Source organism: Escherichia sp. E2748 (genome assembly GCF_005781125.1).
Taxonomy (GTDB): domain Bacteria; phylum Pseudomonadota; class Gammaproteobacteria; order Enterobacterales; family Enterobacteriaceae; genus Escherichia.
Window position 1 is genome coordinate 303251 of record NZ_VATP01000001.1, and the last position, 16017, is coordinate 319267.

Sequence of the window (16017 nt, forward strand, 5' to 3'; positions counted from 1 at the left end):
ATCGAAATTATGTGGAAAACACTACATCAACTGGCGATCCCTCCACGGTTATATCAAATCTGTGGCTGGTTTATACCGTGGCTGGCAATCGCCAGTGTGGTCGTGCTCACCGTCGGCTGGATCTGGGGATTCGGCTTTGCTCCGGCGGATTATCAGCAAGGAAATAGCTATCGCATTATTTATCTACATGTGCCTGCGGCAATCTGGTCGATGGGTATTTATGCCTCGATGGCGGTAGCGGCGTTCATCGGCCTTGTCTGGCAGATGAAAATGGCTAACCTGGCGGTCGCGGCGATGGCACCTATCGGCGCGGTATTTACTTTTATTGCCCTGGTTACTGGCTCCGCATGGGGAAAACCGATGTGGGGTACCTGGTGGGTATGGGACGCGCGTCTGACTTCCGAACTGGTGCTGCTGTTTTTGTATGTTGGTGTGATTGCCCTGTGGCACGCTTTCGACGACCGCCGTCTGGCGGGCCGTGCGGCAGGTATTCTGGTGCTAATTGGCGTGGTGAACCTGCCGATTATTCATTATTCCGTGGAGTGGTGGAACACCCTACATCAGGGATCAACGCGGATGCAGCAAAGTATCGATCCGGCAATGCGCTCGCCGCTGCGCTGGTCGATTTTTGGCTTCCTGCTGCTGTCTGCCACGCTGACGCTAATGCGGATGCGCAATTTGATTTTGCTGATGGAAAAACGCCGTCCGTGGGTGAGTGAACTGATACTGAAAAGAGGCCGTAAATGACCCCTGCATTTGCTTCCTGGAATGAATTTTTCGCAATGGGCGGTTACGCCTTTTTTGTCTGGCTGGCGGTAGTGATGACCGTTATTCCGCTGGTGGCTTTGGTCGTGCACTCGGTGATGCGGCATCGCGCAATTTTGCGTGGTGTGGCGCAACAGCGGGCGCGTGAGGCGCGGTTACGTGCCATGCAACAGCAGGAGGCTGCATGAATATTCGCCGTAAAAATCGTTTGTGGATTGCCTGCGCCGTGTTGGCAGGTTTGGCGCTGACCATCGGTCTGGTGCTGTATGCGCTGCGCTCTAATATCGATCTTTTCTATACACCGGGAGAAATTCTCTACGGTAAGCGTGAAACGCAGCAGATGCCGGAAGTCGGTCAGCGTCTGCGCGTTGGCGGGATGGTGATGCCGGGTAGCGTGCAGCGCGATCCTGACTCACTGAAAGTAACGTTTACCATTTACGATGCTGAAGGTTCAGTAGATGTCTCTTACGAAGGCATTTTGCCGGACCTGTTCCGTGAAGGGCAGGGCGTTGTGGTTCAGGGCGAACTGGAAAAAGGCAATCATATCCTCGCTAAAGAAGTACTGGCGAAACACGACGAAAACTACACGCCGCCAGAAGTTGAAAAGGCGATGGATGCTAACCATCGTCGCCCGGCAAGTGCTTATAAGGATCCCGCATCATGATGCCAGAAATTGGTAACGGACTGCTGTGCCTGGCGTTAGGGATTGCACTTTTGCTGTCTGTTTATCCGCTATGGGGTGTGGCGCGTGGTGATGCGCGGATGATGGCCTCCTCCCGGCTGTTTGCCTGGCTGCTGTTTATGTGCGTGGCTGGCGCGTTTCTGGTGCTGGTTAACGCCTTCGTGGTAAACGACTTCACCGTCACCTATGTCGCCAGTAACTCCAATACCCAGCTTCCGGTGTGGTATCGCGTGGCGGCTACCTGGGGCGCGCATGAAGGTTCGCTGCTGCTATGGGTGCTGCTAATGAGCGGCTGGACGTTTGCGGTGGCGATTTTTAGCCAGCGTATTCCGCTGGATATTGTGGCGCGCGTACTGGCGGTAATGGGCATGGTCAGCGTCGGCTTTTTGCTGTTCATTCTCTTTACCTCTAACCCGTTCTCTCGCACATTGCCGAACTTCCCGATTGAAGGGCGCGATCTTAACCCGTTGTTGCAGGATCCGGGGCTGATCTTCCATCCGCCTCTGCTCTACATGGGGTACGTGGGTTTCTCGGTGGCGTTTGCTTTTGCCATTGCTTCTTTGCTGAGTGGGCGTCTGGACAGCACTTATGCACGTTTTACTCGTCCGTGGACGCTGGCAGCGTGGATCTTCCTGACGCTCGGCATCGTACTCGGTTCCGCGTGGGCCTATTACGAACTCGGCTGGGGCGGCTGGTGGTTCTGGGATCCGGTAGAAAATGCCTCGTTTATGCCATGGCTGGTGGGTACTGCGCTGATGCACTCGCTGGCGGTCACTGAACAACGCGCCAGTTTCAAAGCGTGGACATTATTGCTGGCAATCAGTGCTTTCTCGCTGTGTCTGCTGGGGACTTTCCTGGTGCGCTCCGGCGTGCTGGTATCGGTACACGCGTTTGCCTCGGATCCGGCGCGCGGCATGTTCATTCTCGCCTTTATGGTACTGGTGATTGGCGGCTCGCTGCTGCTGTTTGCTGCCCGTGGACACAAAGTCCGTTCACGGGTGAACAATGCGCTGTGGTCGCGGGAATCTCTGCTGTTAGCGAACAACGTTTTGCTGGTCGCCGCGATGCTGGTGGTGCTTCTTGGGACGTTGTTACCACTGGTACATAAACAACTGGGATTAGGCAGTATTTCTATTGGCGAACCGTTCTTCAACAGCATGTTTACCTGGCTGATGGTGCCATTTGCACTGGTGCTGGGTATTGGTCCTCTGGTGCGCTGGGGACGCGATCGCCCACGTAAAATCCGCAATTTATTGATTATCGCCTTCATCTCTACGCTGGTGCTGTCTCTGCTGTTGCCGTGGCTGTTTGAAAGCAAAGTTGTGGCGATGACGGTGCTCGGCCTGGCAATGGCCTGCTGGATTGCCGTGCTGGCAATAGCGGAAGCTGCGCTGCGTATTTCACGCGGCACGAAAACTACCTTCAGTTATTGGGGCATGGTGGCGGCTCACCTGGGGCTGGCGGTAACAATTGTTGGTATTGCCTTCAGCCAGAACTACAGCGTTGAGCGTGATGTGCGCATGAAGCCCGGCGATAGCGTCGATATTCATGAATATCGCTTCACTTTCCGTGATGTCAAAGAGGTGACTGGCCCGAACTGGCGCGGCGGTGTGGCGACTATCGGCGTAACGCGAGATGGCAAGCCGGAAACGGTGCTGTATGCGGAAAAACGTTATTACAACACTGCCGGGTCGATGATGACCGAAGCGGCGATTGACGGCGGCATCACTCGTGATCTGTACGCCGCGCTCGGTGAAGAGCTGGAAAACGGCGCGTGGGCTGTGCGTCTTTACTACAAACCGTTTGTTCGCTGGATTTGGGCGGGCGGGCTGATGATGGCGTTGGGCGGGCTGCTGTGCCTGTTTGATCCTCGCTATCGTAAGCGCGTAAGTCCGCAAAAAACTGCGCCGGAGGCTGTATGAAGCGCAAAGTATTGTTACTTCCTTTGATTATCTTCCTGGCGATTGCCGCGGCGCTGCTGTGGCAGCTGGCGCGTAATGCCGAAGGGGATGATCCGACCAATCTGGAATCGGCGCTGATTGGCAAGCCTGTGCCGAAATTTCGCCTCGAATCACTGGACAATCCGGGGCAGTTTTATCAGGCAGATGTGCTGACTCAGGGCAAACCGGTGCTGCTTAATGTCTGGGCGACCTGGTGTCCGACCTGCCGTGCGGAACATCAATATCTGAATCAGCTTTCTGCGCAGGGTATCCGCGTGGTCGGCATGAACTATAAAGACGATCGCCAGAAAGCGATTAGCTGGCTGAAAGAGCTGGGCAATCCTTACGCGCTAAGCCTGTTTGATGGCGACGGCATGTTAGGGCTGGATCTCGGTGTCTATGGCGCGCCAGAAACGTTCCTTATTGACGGCAACGGCATCATTCGCTATCGCCATGCGGGCGATCTCAATCCTCGCGTCTGGGAAGAAGAGATCAAGCCGCTGTGGGAGAAATACAGTAAGGAGGCCGCACAATGAGGTTTTTATTGGGTGTGCTGATGCTGATGATCTCCGGCTCTGCGCTGGCAACCATTGACGTGTTGCAGTTTAAGGATGAAGCACAGGAACAACAGTTCCGTCAGCTCACTGAAGAACTGCGCTGCCCGAAATGCCAGAACAACAGCATTGCCGATTCTAACTCGATGATTGCCACCGACCTGCGCCAGAAAGTGTACGAACTGATGCAGGAAGGTAAAAGCAAGCAGGAGATTGTCGATTATATGGTGGCGCGTTACGGCAACTTCGTTACTTACGATCCGCCGTTAACGCCGCTGACCGTGCTGCTGTGGGTGCTGCCAGTGGTGGCTATTGGTATCGGCGGTTGGGTTATTTATGCCCGCTCGCGGCGGCGTGTACGGCTGGCAGTGGAGGAGTTTCCTGAACAAAGCGTGCCGGAAGGTAAGCGCGCCGGATTTGCTGTTTACCTGCCGGGTATTGTTGTGGCGTTGATTGTGGCAGGCGTCGGCTACTACCAGACTGGCAATTATCAGCAGGTAAAAATCTGGCAGCAGGCCACTGCGCAGGCTCCGGCATTGCTGGACAGGGCGCTGGATCCTAAAGCCGATCCGCTCAATGAAGAAGAGATGTCGCGCCTTGCACTTGGAATGCGTACTCAACTGCAAAAAAATCCGGGAGATATAGAAGGCTGGATTATGTTGGGCCGCGTTGGGATGGCGCTGGGTAACGCCAGTATCGCGACCGATGCATACGCTACTGCGTATCGCCTCGATCCGAAAAACAGCGATGCCGCACTGGGTTACGCGGAAGCGTTGACACGTTCATCTGATCCCAACGACAACCGCCTCGGCGGCGAACTGCTACGCCAGTTGGTGAGAACGGACCACAGCAATATTCGTGTGTTAAGTATGTATGCGTTTAATGCCTTTGAGCAGCAGCGATTTGGCGAAGCCGTTGCCGCGTGGGAGATGATGTTAAAAATGCTGCCTGCTAACGATACACGCCGTGCGGTTATTGAACGCAGTATCGCGCAGGCGATGCAGCATTTATCACCACACGAAAGTAAATAAGAAGAAGCCCGATGGTGATGCCATCGGGGCCAGACTGATGACAAAGTGCGCTTTGTTTATTCCGGATGCGGGGTAAACGCCTTATCCAGTCTACAAAATCGTGCGAATTCAATACATTGCTCGATCCGTGTAGGCCTGATAAGCGTAGCGCATCAGGCAGTGTTGCGTTTGTCATCAATATCAGCCTGATGGTAAAACCATCGGGCTATTTTTTTATTGCGCCCCGCGTTGTTGCAGGAACAGAATGGTGGCCGCCACGCGTGAGCGGACGTTGAGTTTACGCAGCAGATTGCGGATATGGACTTTTACCGTCTGCTCAGAAATATTCAGTACCGAAGCGATCTGCTTATTGGACAGTCCTTGTGCCAGTTCGTGCAGAACATCTAATTCACGCTCCGTTAGCACGCTGAAGGGGTCTTCTTCAGCGCCAAACATTTCACGCTCGCGTAAGTACTGACTGACGCGTTCACTAAAGACTTTGCTACCTTTTGCTCCGGCGCGAATCGCTTCCAGCAACACTTCCGGATCGCTATCTTTCAACAGATAACCGTCAGCGCCTGCGTCTATCAATGCAAAGATATCGCTGGAGGCATCTGAAACGGTCAGGATAATAATTTGCGCGGTAACGCCATCCCTGCGCAAGGCATTGAGGGTATCCAGGCCACTCATACCTTTCATATTGAGATCCAGCAAGATCACGTCGATATCCAGTCTATTCGCCAGATCGATAGCACTAGCGCCGTCGCCTGCTTCGGCGACCACTTCAAAGCCAGGGTCAAGCTCCAGTAACTGACGAACACCGCGTCGCATAAGTGGATGATCATCCACAATCAGCACCTGAAAAGGCGTTGCTTCAGGCATAGTAGTCTCCTGAGGTTTTATTAGAATCATTATGTTTGAGCGTAGCGTTGGTAACGCTACCAGGCGCGTGAATGTTACCCTATTTTATGTATGGGCATGTAGTGAAAACTGTAAGTGTGGGTAGAGGGGGATTGACGTAGATATAAAAAAACCAACCTTTGTGGTTGGTTTTCTTGGGATTTTTGGTCGGCACGAGAGGATTTGAACCTCCGACCCCCGACACCCCATGACGGTGCGCTACCAGGCTGCGCTACGTGCCGACTCGTGGCTGCTTATACTACCGTTTTCCACACCGATTGCAAGTAAGATATTTTGCTAACTGATTTATAATTAATCAGTTAGCGATAAAACGCTTCTCGTCTGTCAGCACCTGCAATAACAAACTCAACTGTGGTTTTTCGTCTCTCACTCTTTCACCACGTAAGTTGTAAGTGCGGTATTTACCGTTATTGTTCAGTACTAGCGTCATTTTCGGTGTGGTAATTGCCAGCGTATCGTTATCTGCGGCTGTTACCCAGTAATGACGGCGCTCAGGGTTGAACAAGTCCTGACCTTGTGAGTATTCGCTGGCAGGCGTGCTGACGTGTAGCAGGCGTTGCATTAGCGTGGTCATAAGATCAGTATGATCGGTCAGGGCATTAATACGCTGTGCCGGTGTGCCAGGCCAGTGAATGACTAATGGCACCTGAAGATGGCCACGTGACCAGTCAAAGGTTTCTTCATCTTCGCTCAGCGGAATGCCGCGACCAGCAGTGATAATCACCACCGTGTTGTCCAGTTTCCCGGATTCACGTAACGCATTCAGGACGCGATTGATCTGGTCATCGACATTACCAGCTGCGCGGCTATATTTCCGGGCAAATGCTTGCTGATTGCTGTCGTCAATATTGGTGCCATTGAAAGATACCCACGAGAACCAGCGGTTATCTTCTTGCGCGTAACGGCCAAGCCAGTTGATCCACTGCGTGGCGGTCTGCTCATCGGATTGTGTATGTACGCTCGGCATCGAGAAGTCTGACAACAATGCCTGGCGATACAGTGGACTGGTAAAGCCATCTGACGAGAATAAGCCCAACTGATAGCCTTGCTGGTTGAGCGCGGTAATTAACGCCGCAGGCGTACGGGTCGACAGAATACCGTCCATATAGCTTGGCGAGATGCCATAGAACAAGCCAAAGATACCGTTGTCGGTGGCGTTGCCTGAACTCATATGGCGCGTGAACGAAATATTTTGTTCGGCAAAACCCGCCAGTGCAGGCATCTGCTTCTCGTAGCGTGAGTAGTTCAGGCCATCGACAGTAATCAGCAGCACATTCTGCCCGGTGCCCATATCGCGGTAGCGCAATTCGCTTAACGGATACTGTACGGAAACAGCGTCTGGATTGCCTTGCTCGATCAGACGGCGTTGATACTCCTGCGCATCAAGCAGACCATGCTTCTCAAGAAAACGTCGCGCCGTCATCGGGTACGAAAGCGGCAGGTTAGCGCGCTGCATGGTGATAGGGCGATAGAAGTTAGCATCGGCCCAGATATACACCATGTGTGAGGCGATAAAGGCGATAAATAAGAATGCGGCCAGCGGACGGGCGAAGCGCCGACGACGCGTCAGACTGCGCAGCTTTTGCCAGCTCCACGTCGCAAACACCAGTTCAATCAATAAAATAACTGGCACGCTGATAAACATTAGCTGCCAGTCGCGCGCCATCTCATTCTCGTCCGGATTGATAACCAACTGCCAGACGATGGGATTAAGATGGAGATGGAAACGGGTAAAGACTTCGCTGTCGATCAGTAACAGCGTCATTCCCACAGTGGCCAGAATGACGGACAAAAACCTCATTAGCCTCTGTGAGCCGACGATAAAGGTCAGCGGGAAGAGGATCAGCAAGTAGGTGGCGAACACCAGAAAGCTGAAGTGGCCGATAATGCTTACATAGGAATAAATACGACCCGCAAGCGTTGTCGGCCAGTCGGCGATAAACAGGTAACGACTGCCAATGACAAGTGAGAGCAGAATGTTGAACAGTGCAAACCAGTGCCCCCAGCTGACCATCTGGGAGACTTTTTCACGGTAGCGCTGACGATGAGTTACCATAACCTGTTATCTGTTTCCCTTAGTGCGCTTTGTCTTCGTTGATCGAGGACTGCAAAGCGCGGGCAAAAGAGTTGGCAATTGCCTGGCGTTGAGCCGGGGCAATGCTGGTATTGATAAGGTTAGTGACCATGTTGCCTAACACCATCAGGGAAAGGTCGGTCGGAGCCTTATGTTTTTCCAGTACGTTGAGCAGCTCTGCGAGCAATTGTTCAACCTGTTCATCACTGTAGCGGGAAATTTGTGGCATAAATCGAAATCAGTTAGTTGATGAAAGGGCAACATATTACCGTAGCAACGGTTTTTTTTCTGCTTTTTTATGCTTTCAATCATTCTCCTTACGCAGCCTTCTGTAAAATGACCGCCAACTTTTATTGCGTCGCTTTACCGGTGGTGGTTGAATACCGCCCGGTCTTAAAGGAGAGTTTATCATGAGTCTGGATATCAACCAGATTGCTCTGCACCAGCTTATCAAGCGTGATGAGCAGAACCTTGAGCTGGTGTTGCGCGATTCATTGCTGGAACCGACGGAAACCGTCGTTGAGATGGTGGCAGAGTTGCATCGGGTCTATAGCGCCAAGAACAAAGCCTACGGATTGTTCAGCGAAGAGAGTGAACTGGCGCAGACGCTGCGCTTGCAACGTCAGGGCGAAGAGGACTTTCTGGCATTTAGCCGCGCGGCAACCGGTCGCCTGCGTGACGAATTGGCAAAATATCCATTTGCTGATGGCGGTTTCGTCCTGTTTTGCCACTATCGTTATCTGGCAGTTGAGTATTTGCTGATTTGCGTGCTGAGCAATCTAAGCAGTATGCGCGTCAACGAAAATCTCGACATCAACCCGACCCATTATCTTGATATCAATCATGCGGATATTGTGGCGCGTATTGATTTAACTGAGTGGGAAACCAATCCGGAATCGACCCGCTATCTGACTTTCCTGAAAGGGCGAGTCGGACGCAAAGTCGCCGATTTCTTTATGGATTTCCTCGGTGCCAGCGAAGGGTTGAACGCCAAAGCGCAAAACCGCGGTCTGTTGCAAGCGGTCGACGACTTCACCGCAGAAGCGCAACTGGATAAAGCAGAACGGCAGAACGTTCGCCAGCAAGTTTATAGCTATTGTAATGAGCAATTGCAGGCGGGCGAGGAGATTGAACTGGAGTCGCTGTCAAAAGAGTTGGCGGGCGTCAGCGAAGTGAGCTTCACGGAATTTGCTGCTGAAAAAGGGTATGAACTGGAAGAGAGCTTCCCGGCAGACCGCAGCACGCTGCGTCAATTGACGAAGTTTGCCGGTAGCGGCGGTGGCTTGACCATTAACTTTGATGCGATGCTGTTAGGTGAACGCATCTTCTGGGATCCAGCGACCGATACGCTGACCATTAAAGGTACGCCGCCAAACCTGCGCGATCAATTGCAGCGTCGGACCTCTGGCGGCAATTAATCGGAGTTGTGTTATGTATGTCAGATGCGGCGTGAACGCCTTATCTGGCCTACCCAAAATAGCAATGCCGTAATCAGGCATTGCAAAGAAGCTAATCTGCAGATACAAAAAACCCCGCCGGAGCGGGGTTTTTTACAACTTATTCAGCGATTAAGCGCGAACGAAGTCGATGTGCTGCAGCTTCGGTTTGTACGGATGACGCTGTACGTCCTGAGCTTTAACTTTGATTTCTTTACCGTCAACAACGATGGTCAGAACTTCGCTGTAGAATTCAGCTTTAGCTTGCATGTTCATGACTTTGTCGTGATCCAGCTCGATAGCCAGCGGCGCTTCTTTGCCACCGTAGATGATTGCCGGGAACTTGTTAGCGGCACGCAGGCGGCGGCTCGCACCCTTACCCTGCTCTTTACGTACTTCTGCGTTGATAGTAAACATTTCTTTCTCTCTTAAATGATTCCTGCTACAGGCGACCCAGCAACAGGTAAGTGATCTGCTTTGCGTATGCAAAAGCGGGCGAGATTCTATACTCAATCGCCTTATACATCAATCAAAACTACCATTAACCGCGTAATTCGTGCGCCCGCCGAAAACGACCTTCGTAATCGAATATTTTTTCACGCACCTGCCAGTACTGGCCTTTCATTCGTGCGACGACAAAATCCGGATGGCGCAATAAGGCTTGTTGGGCGAGGATATCGGCAGCGGTGATCCAGCGCAAAGGGATGCCCGGTGTACGCGTATGTGGGCGGATAAAAAGCTGCTCGAAGGCAGTACGCTGGGCGGGCGTTTGCAGACGGAAACGCTCACTCACATCAGCGCCGTCTTCATCGTAATAGGTGATTTTCAACCATTCGCCTTTCTCGTCGTGCCCATGCTGCAAAGACATGCCGCTACAGCGTAATACCAGCGCGTCTTTCAGTCGTAGCGCCGCTTTTAACATATCATCCGGGTCAACCAGAATGGTGTCACATTCGCGGCAACGGCGGGCGGCAATATCGTTTTCCGCGTTACATTGCGGACAATTTTTAAAACGGAAACGGAAGTCACACTGTTCGCGATGGCCGTCGCCATCTTCAAACCATCCCTGACAGCGGCGACCAAAGTGTTCAATCAATGTCCCATCGGCGGTAGTTTTGCCCCAAAAGGTGTTGGCAAAGCCACAGGCAGGGCAGAAAACCTGCACCGGGACGTTGTCACTTTTGCCTTTCGGTGTACCAACTTCCGGTGCGTAGAGGTCATGAGGATTGCCCGCATAATCGAGAATTAAGCAATCTGTTTTACCCGGCGCCAGACGCAGGCCGCGCCCGACAATTTGTTGGTAAAGACTCACTGATTCGGTAGGGCGCAGAATGGCGATAAGATCGACGTGCGGGGCGTCAAATCCGGTGGTCAGCACCGCAACATTGACCAGATAGCGAAAACGCTGGGCTTTAAAATCTTCAATTAATACATCGCGTTCAGCGCCGGGCGTGTCGCCAGTAATCAGTGCAGCATCTTCTGCGGGTAGCAAACCGACAATCTCTTTTGCGTGTTCAACCGTCGCGGCGAAAATCATCACCCCTTTACGCTTTTCGGCGAACTCCATAATCTGGCTGATGATGTGCGGTGTAATGCGTTGCTGTTTTTTCAGCTCGCGGTTGAGATCAGCTTCGCTGAACAGCCCGTTACTCTGTGCCTGCAAGCGGCTGAAATCGTATTGCACTACCGGCATATCCAGCCGTTCTGGTGGCGTCAGATAGCCGTGTTTAATCATATAACGCAGCGGTAGCTCATAAATGCAGTCACGGAAAAGGGCTTTCTCATCGCCGCGTACCATGCCGTGATAATGAAACTGGTAAATCCAGCCTTTGCCCAGCCGAAAGGGCGTGGCAGTCAGCCCCAGCAGGCGTAAGTGGGGATTCACTTTTGTCAGGTGAGTGAGGATTTGCTGATACTGGCTCTCTTCGTCGTCACCAATACGGTGGCATTCATCGACAATCAACAGCGAAAATTCACCCTGAAAGGCATCAAGATTACGGGCGACCGATTGCACGCTGCCAAATACCACTTTACCGTGGCTCTCCTTGCGTTTTAGCCCGGCGGCAAAAATATCGGCTTCCAGCCCCAACGCCTGGTATTTAGCATGGTTCTGCGCCACCAGTTCTTTGACGTGTGCCAGCACCAGAACTCGACCACGCGCCAGCCGTGCCAGTTCGGCAATCACCAGGCTTTTACCTGCTCCGGTAGGCAGCACGATAACGGCAGGGGTTTTATGACGACGAAAATGGTTGAGCGTGGCATCCACGGCTTCTTGCTGGTATGGACGAAGTGTAAAAATCATGGTTTAGCGTAGGTAGATTAATCTGCTAATAGTATGCCACGGATCTTTTTCCCTTGAGGGAAGTTATTAGACCGCTATACTGGGCAGACAACAGTTCTGATTTTCGGGTCTATGCCCGACCTCCGTTTTTTACAGGCAAAATCACACACATGCGACTTGATAAATTTATCGCACAGCAACTCGGTGTTAGCCGTGCTATTGCCGGGCGTGAAATCCGCGGCAATCGTGTCACCGTCGATGGCGAAATCGTCCGTAATGCAGCGTTCAAACTGCTCCCTGAACATGATGTCGCTTACGATGGCAACCCGCTGGCGCAGCAACACGGCCCGCGTTATTTCATGCTCAACAAGCCCCAGGGCTATGTTTGCTCAACTGATGACCCGGATCACCCAACGGTGCTCTATTTTCTGGATGAACCTGTGGCGTGGAAACTGCACGCGGCGGGGCGGTTGGATATTGATACCACCGGTCTGGTGCTGATGACTGACGACGGTCAGTGGTCGCATCGCATTACTTCTCCGCGTCATCATTGCGAGAAGACCTATCTGGTGACGCTTGAATCACCCGTAGCTGACGATACGGCAGAGCAATTTGCTAAAGGCGTACAGCTGCATAACGAAAAAGATCTCACTAAGCCAGCGGTGCTGGAAGTGATTACCCCTACGCAGGTCCGTCTGACCATCAGTGAAGGGCGTTATCATCAGGTGAAACGCATGTTCGCCGCCGTGGGTAACCACGTGGTTGAGCTGCATCGTGAACGCATTGGCGGTATTACTCTGGATGAAGATTTAGCCCCAGGTGAATATCGTCCATTAACTGCAGAAGAAATTGCCAGCGTCGGTTAACACTTTCATTTTATTCAGGAGCCCGTTGTGACCACTCGACAGCATTCGTCGTTTGCTATTGTCTTTATCCTTGGCCTTTTGGCCATGTTGATGCCGCTGTCGATTGATATGTATCTGCCCGCGCTGCCAGTGATTTCAGCGCAGTTTGGTGTGCCAGCGGGCAGCACGCAGATGACCCTGAGTACTTATATTCTGGGTTTTGCGTTGGGGCAGTTAATCTACGGGCCGATGGCGGATAGCTTCGGGCGCAAGCCGGTTGTCCTCGGTGGTACGCTGGTGTTTGCCGCGGCGGCGGTGGCGTGTGCGCTGGCGCAAACCATCGATCAGCTGATTGTGATGCGTTTCTTCCACGGTCTGGCGGCGGCTGCGGCCAGCGTGGTTATCAACGCTTTGATGCGCGATATCTACCCGAAAGAAGAGTTCTCGCGGATGATGTCGTTTGTCATGCTGGTGACCACCATTGCACCGTTGATGGCACCGATTGTTGGCGGTTGGGTGCTGGTGTGGTTGAGCTGGCATTACATCTTCTGGATCCTCGCTGTGGCGGCAATTCTGGCTTCGGCAATGATTTTCTTCCTGATCAAAGAAACGTTACCGCCGGAGCGTCGCCAACCGTTCCACATTCGTACCACTATCGGTAACTTTGCTGCGCTGTTCCGCCATAAGCGTGTCCTGAGTTATATGCTGGCCAGTGGTTTCAGCTTTGCCGGGATGTTCTCGTTCTTAAGCGCCGGACCGTTTGTTTACATTGAAATCAACCACGTTGCGCCGGAAAACTTTGGTTATTACTTTGCGCTAAACATTGTTTTCCTGTTCGTGATGACCATCTTTAACAGCCGCTTCGTTCGCCGTATTGGTGCGTTAAATATGTTCCGCTCGGGGTTGTGGATACAATTTATTATGGCGGCGTGGATGGTTATCAGCGCGCTACTGGGGCTGGGATTCTGGTCGCTGGTGGTTGGCGTTGCGGCGTTTGTGGGCTGCGTATCGATGGTGTCTTCTAACGCGATGGCGGTGATTCTGGACGAATTCCCCCATATGGCGGGAACCGCGTCGTCGCTGGCAGGAACCTTCCGTTTTGGTATTGGCGCCATTGTTGGCGCACTGCTTTCGCTGGCGACGTTTAACTCTGCATGGCCAATGATCTGGTCCATTGCTTTCTGTGCGACCAGTTCCATTCTCTTCTGTCTTTACGCCAGTCGACCGAAAAAACGGTGATCTATTGCACAACGGGGAAGCTAAAAGGCTTCCTTTGTTGATGCATGTCAACCGCAAATCTATCATTCCCCCGATATATGTTTATTTTATGTAAACTCAATTTATGTAAAAAGTCACATCATTGTAGTTAAAAAGGTTGAGTTAGATCGCAGAAACGGGTACATATAGCCCCGCAAACGTGACCACGCCCGCAGATATCATTTAAATCAGAACAATAGCGGCTACGCAGGCGAGGCATCAATCTTTACGATCTGTTGAAGGACAGATTGTTGATGGTGTGTTAAAATTAATGTAAATAAATTGTGAAGTAAATGTGCTTCCGGGGAAAATAAGTGACTTCATTACAACTCTCAATCGTCCATCGACTGCCGCAGAACTATCGTTGGTCTGCAGGTTTCGCAGGTTCGAAAGTTGAACCGATTCCGCAAAATGGACAGTGCGGCGACAACAGCCTGGTGGCGCTTAAATTACTTAGCCCTGATGGCGATAACGCATGGTCGGTGATGTACAAACTCAGCCAGGCATTAAGCGATATTGAAGTTCCGTGCTCTGTTCTCGAGTGCGAAGGTGAGCCATGTCTGTTTGTGAATCGTCAGGACGAGTTTGCGGCGACGTGTCGACTGAAAAATTTTGGTGTGGCCATTGCCGAACCTTTCTCAAACTACAATCCATTTTAAGCGTCAGCTCAACGCCAGTAGCTGACGCGTATACTCCTGCTGCGGTGCGGCAAACACGCGCGCGCACGGTCCTTGTTCCACCACTTCTCCCTGTCGCAGCACGATAACCTGATGACACAACGCGCGGACAACGTGCAAATCATGGCTGATAAACAAATAGGCCAGTTGATGCTTTTGTTGCAATGATTTCAATAGCGTCAATATTTGCGCTTGTACCGTTTTGTCGAGCGATGATGTCGGTTCATCAAGAATGATCAGCGAAGGCTTAAGAATCAATGCCCTGGCAATCGCAATACGTTGCCGCTGACCACCCGAGAATTCCGCCGGATAACGGTGGCGCGTTTCAGGATCTAACCCCACTTCATGCATCACGGCTATCACTTGTTCTTCGCGTTGCACGGCAGAGAGCGTCGGTTGGTGAACCCGTAACCCTTCCTCAATAATCTGCAACACGTTGAGTCGTGGGTTGAGCGAGGAGTTTGGATCCTGAAATACCACCTGAATGCGATGGCGAATGGGCAATAGCTGGCGACGAGTTAAATTTTGTAATGGCTGACCGTCAAAAACGATGTTGCCCTGAGAGTTAATCAACCGCAGTAGCGCCAGCCCCGTTGTGCTTTTACCGGAACCAGACTCGCCTACTAAGCCCAGCGTTTCACCCGCCCGCAGCGTAAAACTGATGTTTTTGACGACCACGTTATGATCGACGACACGTTTCAGTAGCCCTTTGCGAATGGGGAAGGCAACCTGAAGCTGTTCAACATCAAGCAACGTTGAGGCAGGTTCTGGCAACGGCACCGGGTCGCCTGACGGTTCACTGTTGAGTAGTTTTTGCGTGTAAGGATGTTCAGGGGAGGCAAAGAGCGTAACGGCGTTATTTTGCTCCACACAGCGACCATTTTGCATTACCGCCACGCGGTGAGCCAGTTTTCTGACAATACTGAGGTTATGAGTAATAAACAGCATACCCATATTCAGTTCATGTTGCAGTTCGCGCAACAGCTGCAAAATCTGCGCCTGGACAGAGACGTCCAGTGCGGTGGTTGGTTCATCGGCAATTAATAATTCCGGTCGCGTTAACAGCGCCATCGCAATCATCACCCGCTGGCGTTCACCGCCGGAGAGCTGATGCGGGTAATCTGTCAGCCGCTTTGCCGCTTGGCGGATACCGACGCGATCAAGGCAGTTAAGAATTTCGCTACGCGCCGCTTCCTGACGCATTCCGCGGTGGAGTGAAAGCACTTCATAAAGCTGTTTTTCCAGTGTATGCAATGGGTTTAATGACACCATCGGCTCCTGGAAAATCATGGCAATCTTATTACCGCGTACGCCACGCAATGTTTGCTCGCTGGCATGAAGCAGCGATTCTCCATGAAAACGGATATCGCCAGAGAGATATTCAACCGGCGGGGAAGGGAGCAGACGTAAAATTGACAGCGCGGTAACGCTTTTGCCAGAACCTGACTCACCCACCAGCGCCAGCGTTTCGCCAGCCTCAATCTGTAGTGAAACATCATTCACTACGGTACGAACAGTTTGCTGATGGCGAAAACCCACCGACAAATTATCAATCGCTAACAGAGTTTGCGTCAT

At 52.2% G+C, this 16017-nt stretch carries 16 protein-coding genes and 1 tRNA gene; 10 read left to right on the forward strand and 7 right to left on the reverse strand.

Annotated elements, in window-relative coordinates; translation table 11 throughout:
- Positions 1-9 precede the first annotated feature (9 nt).
- Genes ccmC through ccmH form a run of 6 tightly spaced genes read left to right on the forward strand, consistent with a single transcriptional unit; the run spans position 10 to position 4972 of the window.
- Complete coding sequence (ccmC, locus tag FEK42_RS01390; protein ID WP_001295447.1) at positions 10-747, forward strand: heme exporter protein CcmC; 738 nt, start codon at positions 10-12, stop codon at positions 745-747.
- A complete protein-coding gene (ccmD, locus tag FEK42_RS01395) occupies positions 744-953 on the forward strand; it encodes a heme exporter protein CcmD (RefSeq protein ID WP_130217080.1) in 210 nt (69 codons plus the stop codon). Before ccmC ends, ccmD begins: the two co-directional genes overlap by 4 nt.
- Positions 950-1429: a cytochrome c maturation protein CcmE gene (ccmE, locus tag FEK42_RS01400; protein WP_130221898.1), complete on the forward strand. Its 480-nt coding sequence runs from the start codon at positions 950-952 to the stop codon at positions 1427-1429. The genes ccmD and ccmE overlap by 4 nt, the downstream gene beginning before the upstream one ends.
- Complete coding sequence (gene ccmF / locus FEK42_RS01405; RefSeq protein ID WP_135410181.1) at positions 1426-3369, forward strand: cytochrome c-type biogenesis heme lyase CcmF; 1944 nt, start codon at positions 1426-1428, stop codon at positions 3367-3369. The genes ccmE and ccmF overlap by 4 nt, the downstream gene beginning before the upstream one ends.
- The gene (gene dsbE / locus FEK42_RS01410; protein WP_033545454.1) at positions 3366-3923 is read left to right on the forward strand and encodes a thiol:disulfide interchange protein DsbE; all 558 of its coding nucleotides are present in this window, start codon (positions 3366-3368) and stop codon (positions 3921-3923) included. The genes ccmF and dsbE overlap by 4 nt, the downstream gene beginning before the upstream one ends.
- Positions 3920-4972, forward strand: a complete 1053-nt coding sequence (gene ccmH, locus FEK42_RS01415; RefSeq protein ID WP_130260512.1) for a cytochrome c-type biogenesis thiol:disulfide oxidoreductase CcmH — start codon at positions 3920-3922, stop codon at positions 4970-4972. Before dsbE ends, ccmH begins: the two co-directional genes overlap by 4 nt.
- A gap of 213 nt (positions 4973-5185) precedes the next feature.
- Here the strand turns inward: ccmH and narP are convergent, their stop codons facing one another.
- From narP to FEK42_RS01440, 4 genes are all read right to left on the reverse strand, one after another.
- Positions 5186-5833, reverse strand: a complete 648-nt coding sequence (gene narP, locus FEK42_RS01425; protein WP_064526779.1) for a nitrate/nitrite response regulator protein NarP — start codon at positions 5831-5833, stop codon at positions 5186-5188.
- A gap of 183 nt (positions 5834-6016) precedes the next feature.
- Positions 6017-6093: transfer RNA gene (locus FEK42_RS01430), tRNA-Pro, on the reverse strand.
- 74 nt (positions 6094-6167) lie between these two features.
- The gene (gene yejM / locus FEK42_RS01435) at positions 6168-7928 is read right to left on the reverse strand and encodes an LPS biosynthesis-modulating metalloenzyme YejM (protein ID WP_130260510.1); all 1761 of its coding nucleotides are present in this window, start codon (positions 7926-7928) and stop codon (positions 6168-6170) included.
- 19 nt (positions 7929-7947) lie between these two features.
- Positions 7948-8175, reverse strand: a complete 228-nt coding sequence (locus FEK42_RS01440; protein WP_001135667.1) for a YejL family protein — start codon at positions 8173-8175, stop codon at positions 7948-7950.
- 181 nt (positions 8176-8356) lie between these two features.
- Between FEK42_RS01440 and yejK the strand changes: the two genes are divergently transcribed.
- Entirely contained in the window at positions 8357-9364 is a 1008-nt protein-coding gene (yejK, locus tag FEK42_RS01445; protein ID WP_130207118.1) for a nucleoid-associated protein YejK, read from the forward strand.
- A gap of 150 nt (positions 9365-9514) precedes the next feature.
- Here the strand turns inward: yejK and rplY are convergent, their stop codons facing one another.
- Both rplY and FEK42_RS01455 read right to left on the reverse strand, forming a co-directional pair.
- Complete coding sequence (gene rplY, locus FEK42_RS01450; RefSeq protein ID WP_000494183.1) at positions 9515-9799, reverse strand: 50S ribosomal protein L25; 285 nt, start codon at positions 9797-9799, stop codon at positions 9515-9517.
- Between the two features lie 124 nt (positions 9800-9923).
- Positions 9924-11684, reverse strand: coding sequence for a DEAD/DEAH box helicase (locus FEK42_RS01455; RefSeq protein ID WP_135492800.1), 1761 nt, complete (start codon positions 11682-11684; stop codon positions 9924-9926).
- A gap of 149 nt (positions 11685-11833) precedes the next feature.
- Here FEK42_RS01455 and rsuA point away from each other — a divergent pair, with 149 nt between their 5' ends.
- From rsuA to FEK42_RS01475, 3 genes are all read left to right on the forward strand, one after another.
- Positions 11834-12529, forward strand: a complete 696-nt coding sequence (gene rsuA, locus FEK42_RS01460) for a 16S rRNA pseudouridine(516) synthase RsuA (protein ID WP_130207114.1) — start codon at positions 11834-11836, stop codon at positions 12527-12529.
- A 27-nt stretch (positions 12530-12556) separates the two neighbouring features.
- Positions 12557-13747 (forward strand): multidrug efflux MFS transporter Bcr, encoded by a 1191-nt coding sequence (bcr, locus tag FEK42_RS01465; protein ID WP_000213385.1) that lies wholly within the window; start codon positions 12557-12559, stop codon positions 13745-13747.
- Between the two features lie 332 nt (positions 13748-14079).
- A complete protein-coding gene (locus tag FEK42_RS01475) occupies positions 14080-14424 on the forward strand; it encodes a YejG family protein (protein ID WP_064526789.1) in 345 nt (114 codons plus the stop codon).
- A 3-nt stretch (positions 14425-14427) separates the two neighbouring features.
- Here the strand turns inward: FEK42_RS01475 and yejF are convergent, their stop codons facing one another.
- Entirely contained in the window at positions 14428-16017 is a 1590-nt protein-coding gene (gene yejF / locus FEK42_RS01480) for a microcin C ABC transporter ATP-binding protein YejF (RefSeq protein WP_135492799.1), read from the reverse strand.

What these genes read in the sequence shown, in the direction of transcription:
- ccmC (WP_001295447.1), top strand. Translation starts at nt 10, where the DNA reads ATGTGGAAAACACTACATCAACTGGCGATCCCTCCACGGTTATATCAA.
- ccmD (WP_130217080.1), top strand. Translation starts at nt 744, where the DNA reads ATGACCCCTGCATTTGCTTCCTGGAATGAATTTTTCGCAATGGGCGGT.
- ccmE (WP_130221898.1), top strand. Translation starts at nt 950, where the DNA reads ATGAATATTCGCCGTAAAAATCGTTTGTGGATTGCCTGCGCCGTGTTG.
- ccmF (WP_135410181.1), top strand. Translation starts at nt 1,426, where the DNA reads ATGATGCCAGAAATTGGTAACGGACTGCTGTGCCTGGCGTTAGGGATT.
- dsbE (WP_033545454.1), top strand. Translation starts at nt 3,366, where the DNA reads ATGAAGCGCAAAGTATTGTTACTTCCTTTGATTATCTTCCTGGCGATT.
- ccmH (WP_130260512.1), top strand. Translation starts at nt 3,920, where the DNA reads ATGAGGTTTTTATTGGGTGTGCTGATGCTGATGATCTCCGGCTCTGCG.
- narP (WP_064526779.1), bottom strand. Translation starts at nt 5,833, where the DNA reads ATGCCTGAAGCAACGCCTTTTCAGGTGCTGATTGTGGATGATCATCCA.
- yejM (WP_130260510.1), bottom strand. Translation starts at nt 7,928, where the DNA reads ATGGTAACTCATCGTCAGCGCTACCGTGAAAAAGTCTCCCAGATGGTC.
- FEK42_RS01440 (WP_001135667.1), bottom strand. Translation starts at nt 8,175, where the DNA reads ATGCCACAAATTTCCCGCTACAGTGATGAACAGGTTGAACAATTGCTC.
- yejK (WP_130207118.1), top strand. Translation starts at nt 8,357, where the DNA reads ATGAGTCTGGATATCAACCAGATTGCTCTGCACCAGCTTATCAAGCGT.
- rplY (WP_000494183.1), bottom strand. Translation starts at nt 9,799, where the DNA reads ATGTTTACTATCAACGCAGAAGTACGTAAAGAGCAGGGTAAGGGTGCG.
- FEK42_RS01455 (WP_135492800.1), bottom strand. Translation starts at nt 11,684, where the DNA reads ATGATTTTTACACTTCGTCCATACCAGCAAGAAGCCGTGGATGCCACG.
- rsuA (WP_130207114.1), top strand. Translation starts at nt 11,834, where the DNA reads ATGCGACTTGATAAATTTATCGCACAGCAACTCGGTGTTAGCCGTGCT.
- yejF (WP_135492799.1), bottom strand. Translation starts at nt 16,017, where the DNA reads ATGACGCAAACTCTGTTAGCGATTGATAATTTGTCGGTGGGTTTTCGC.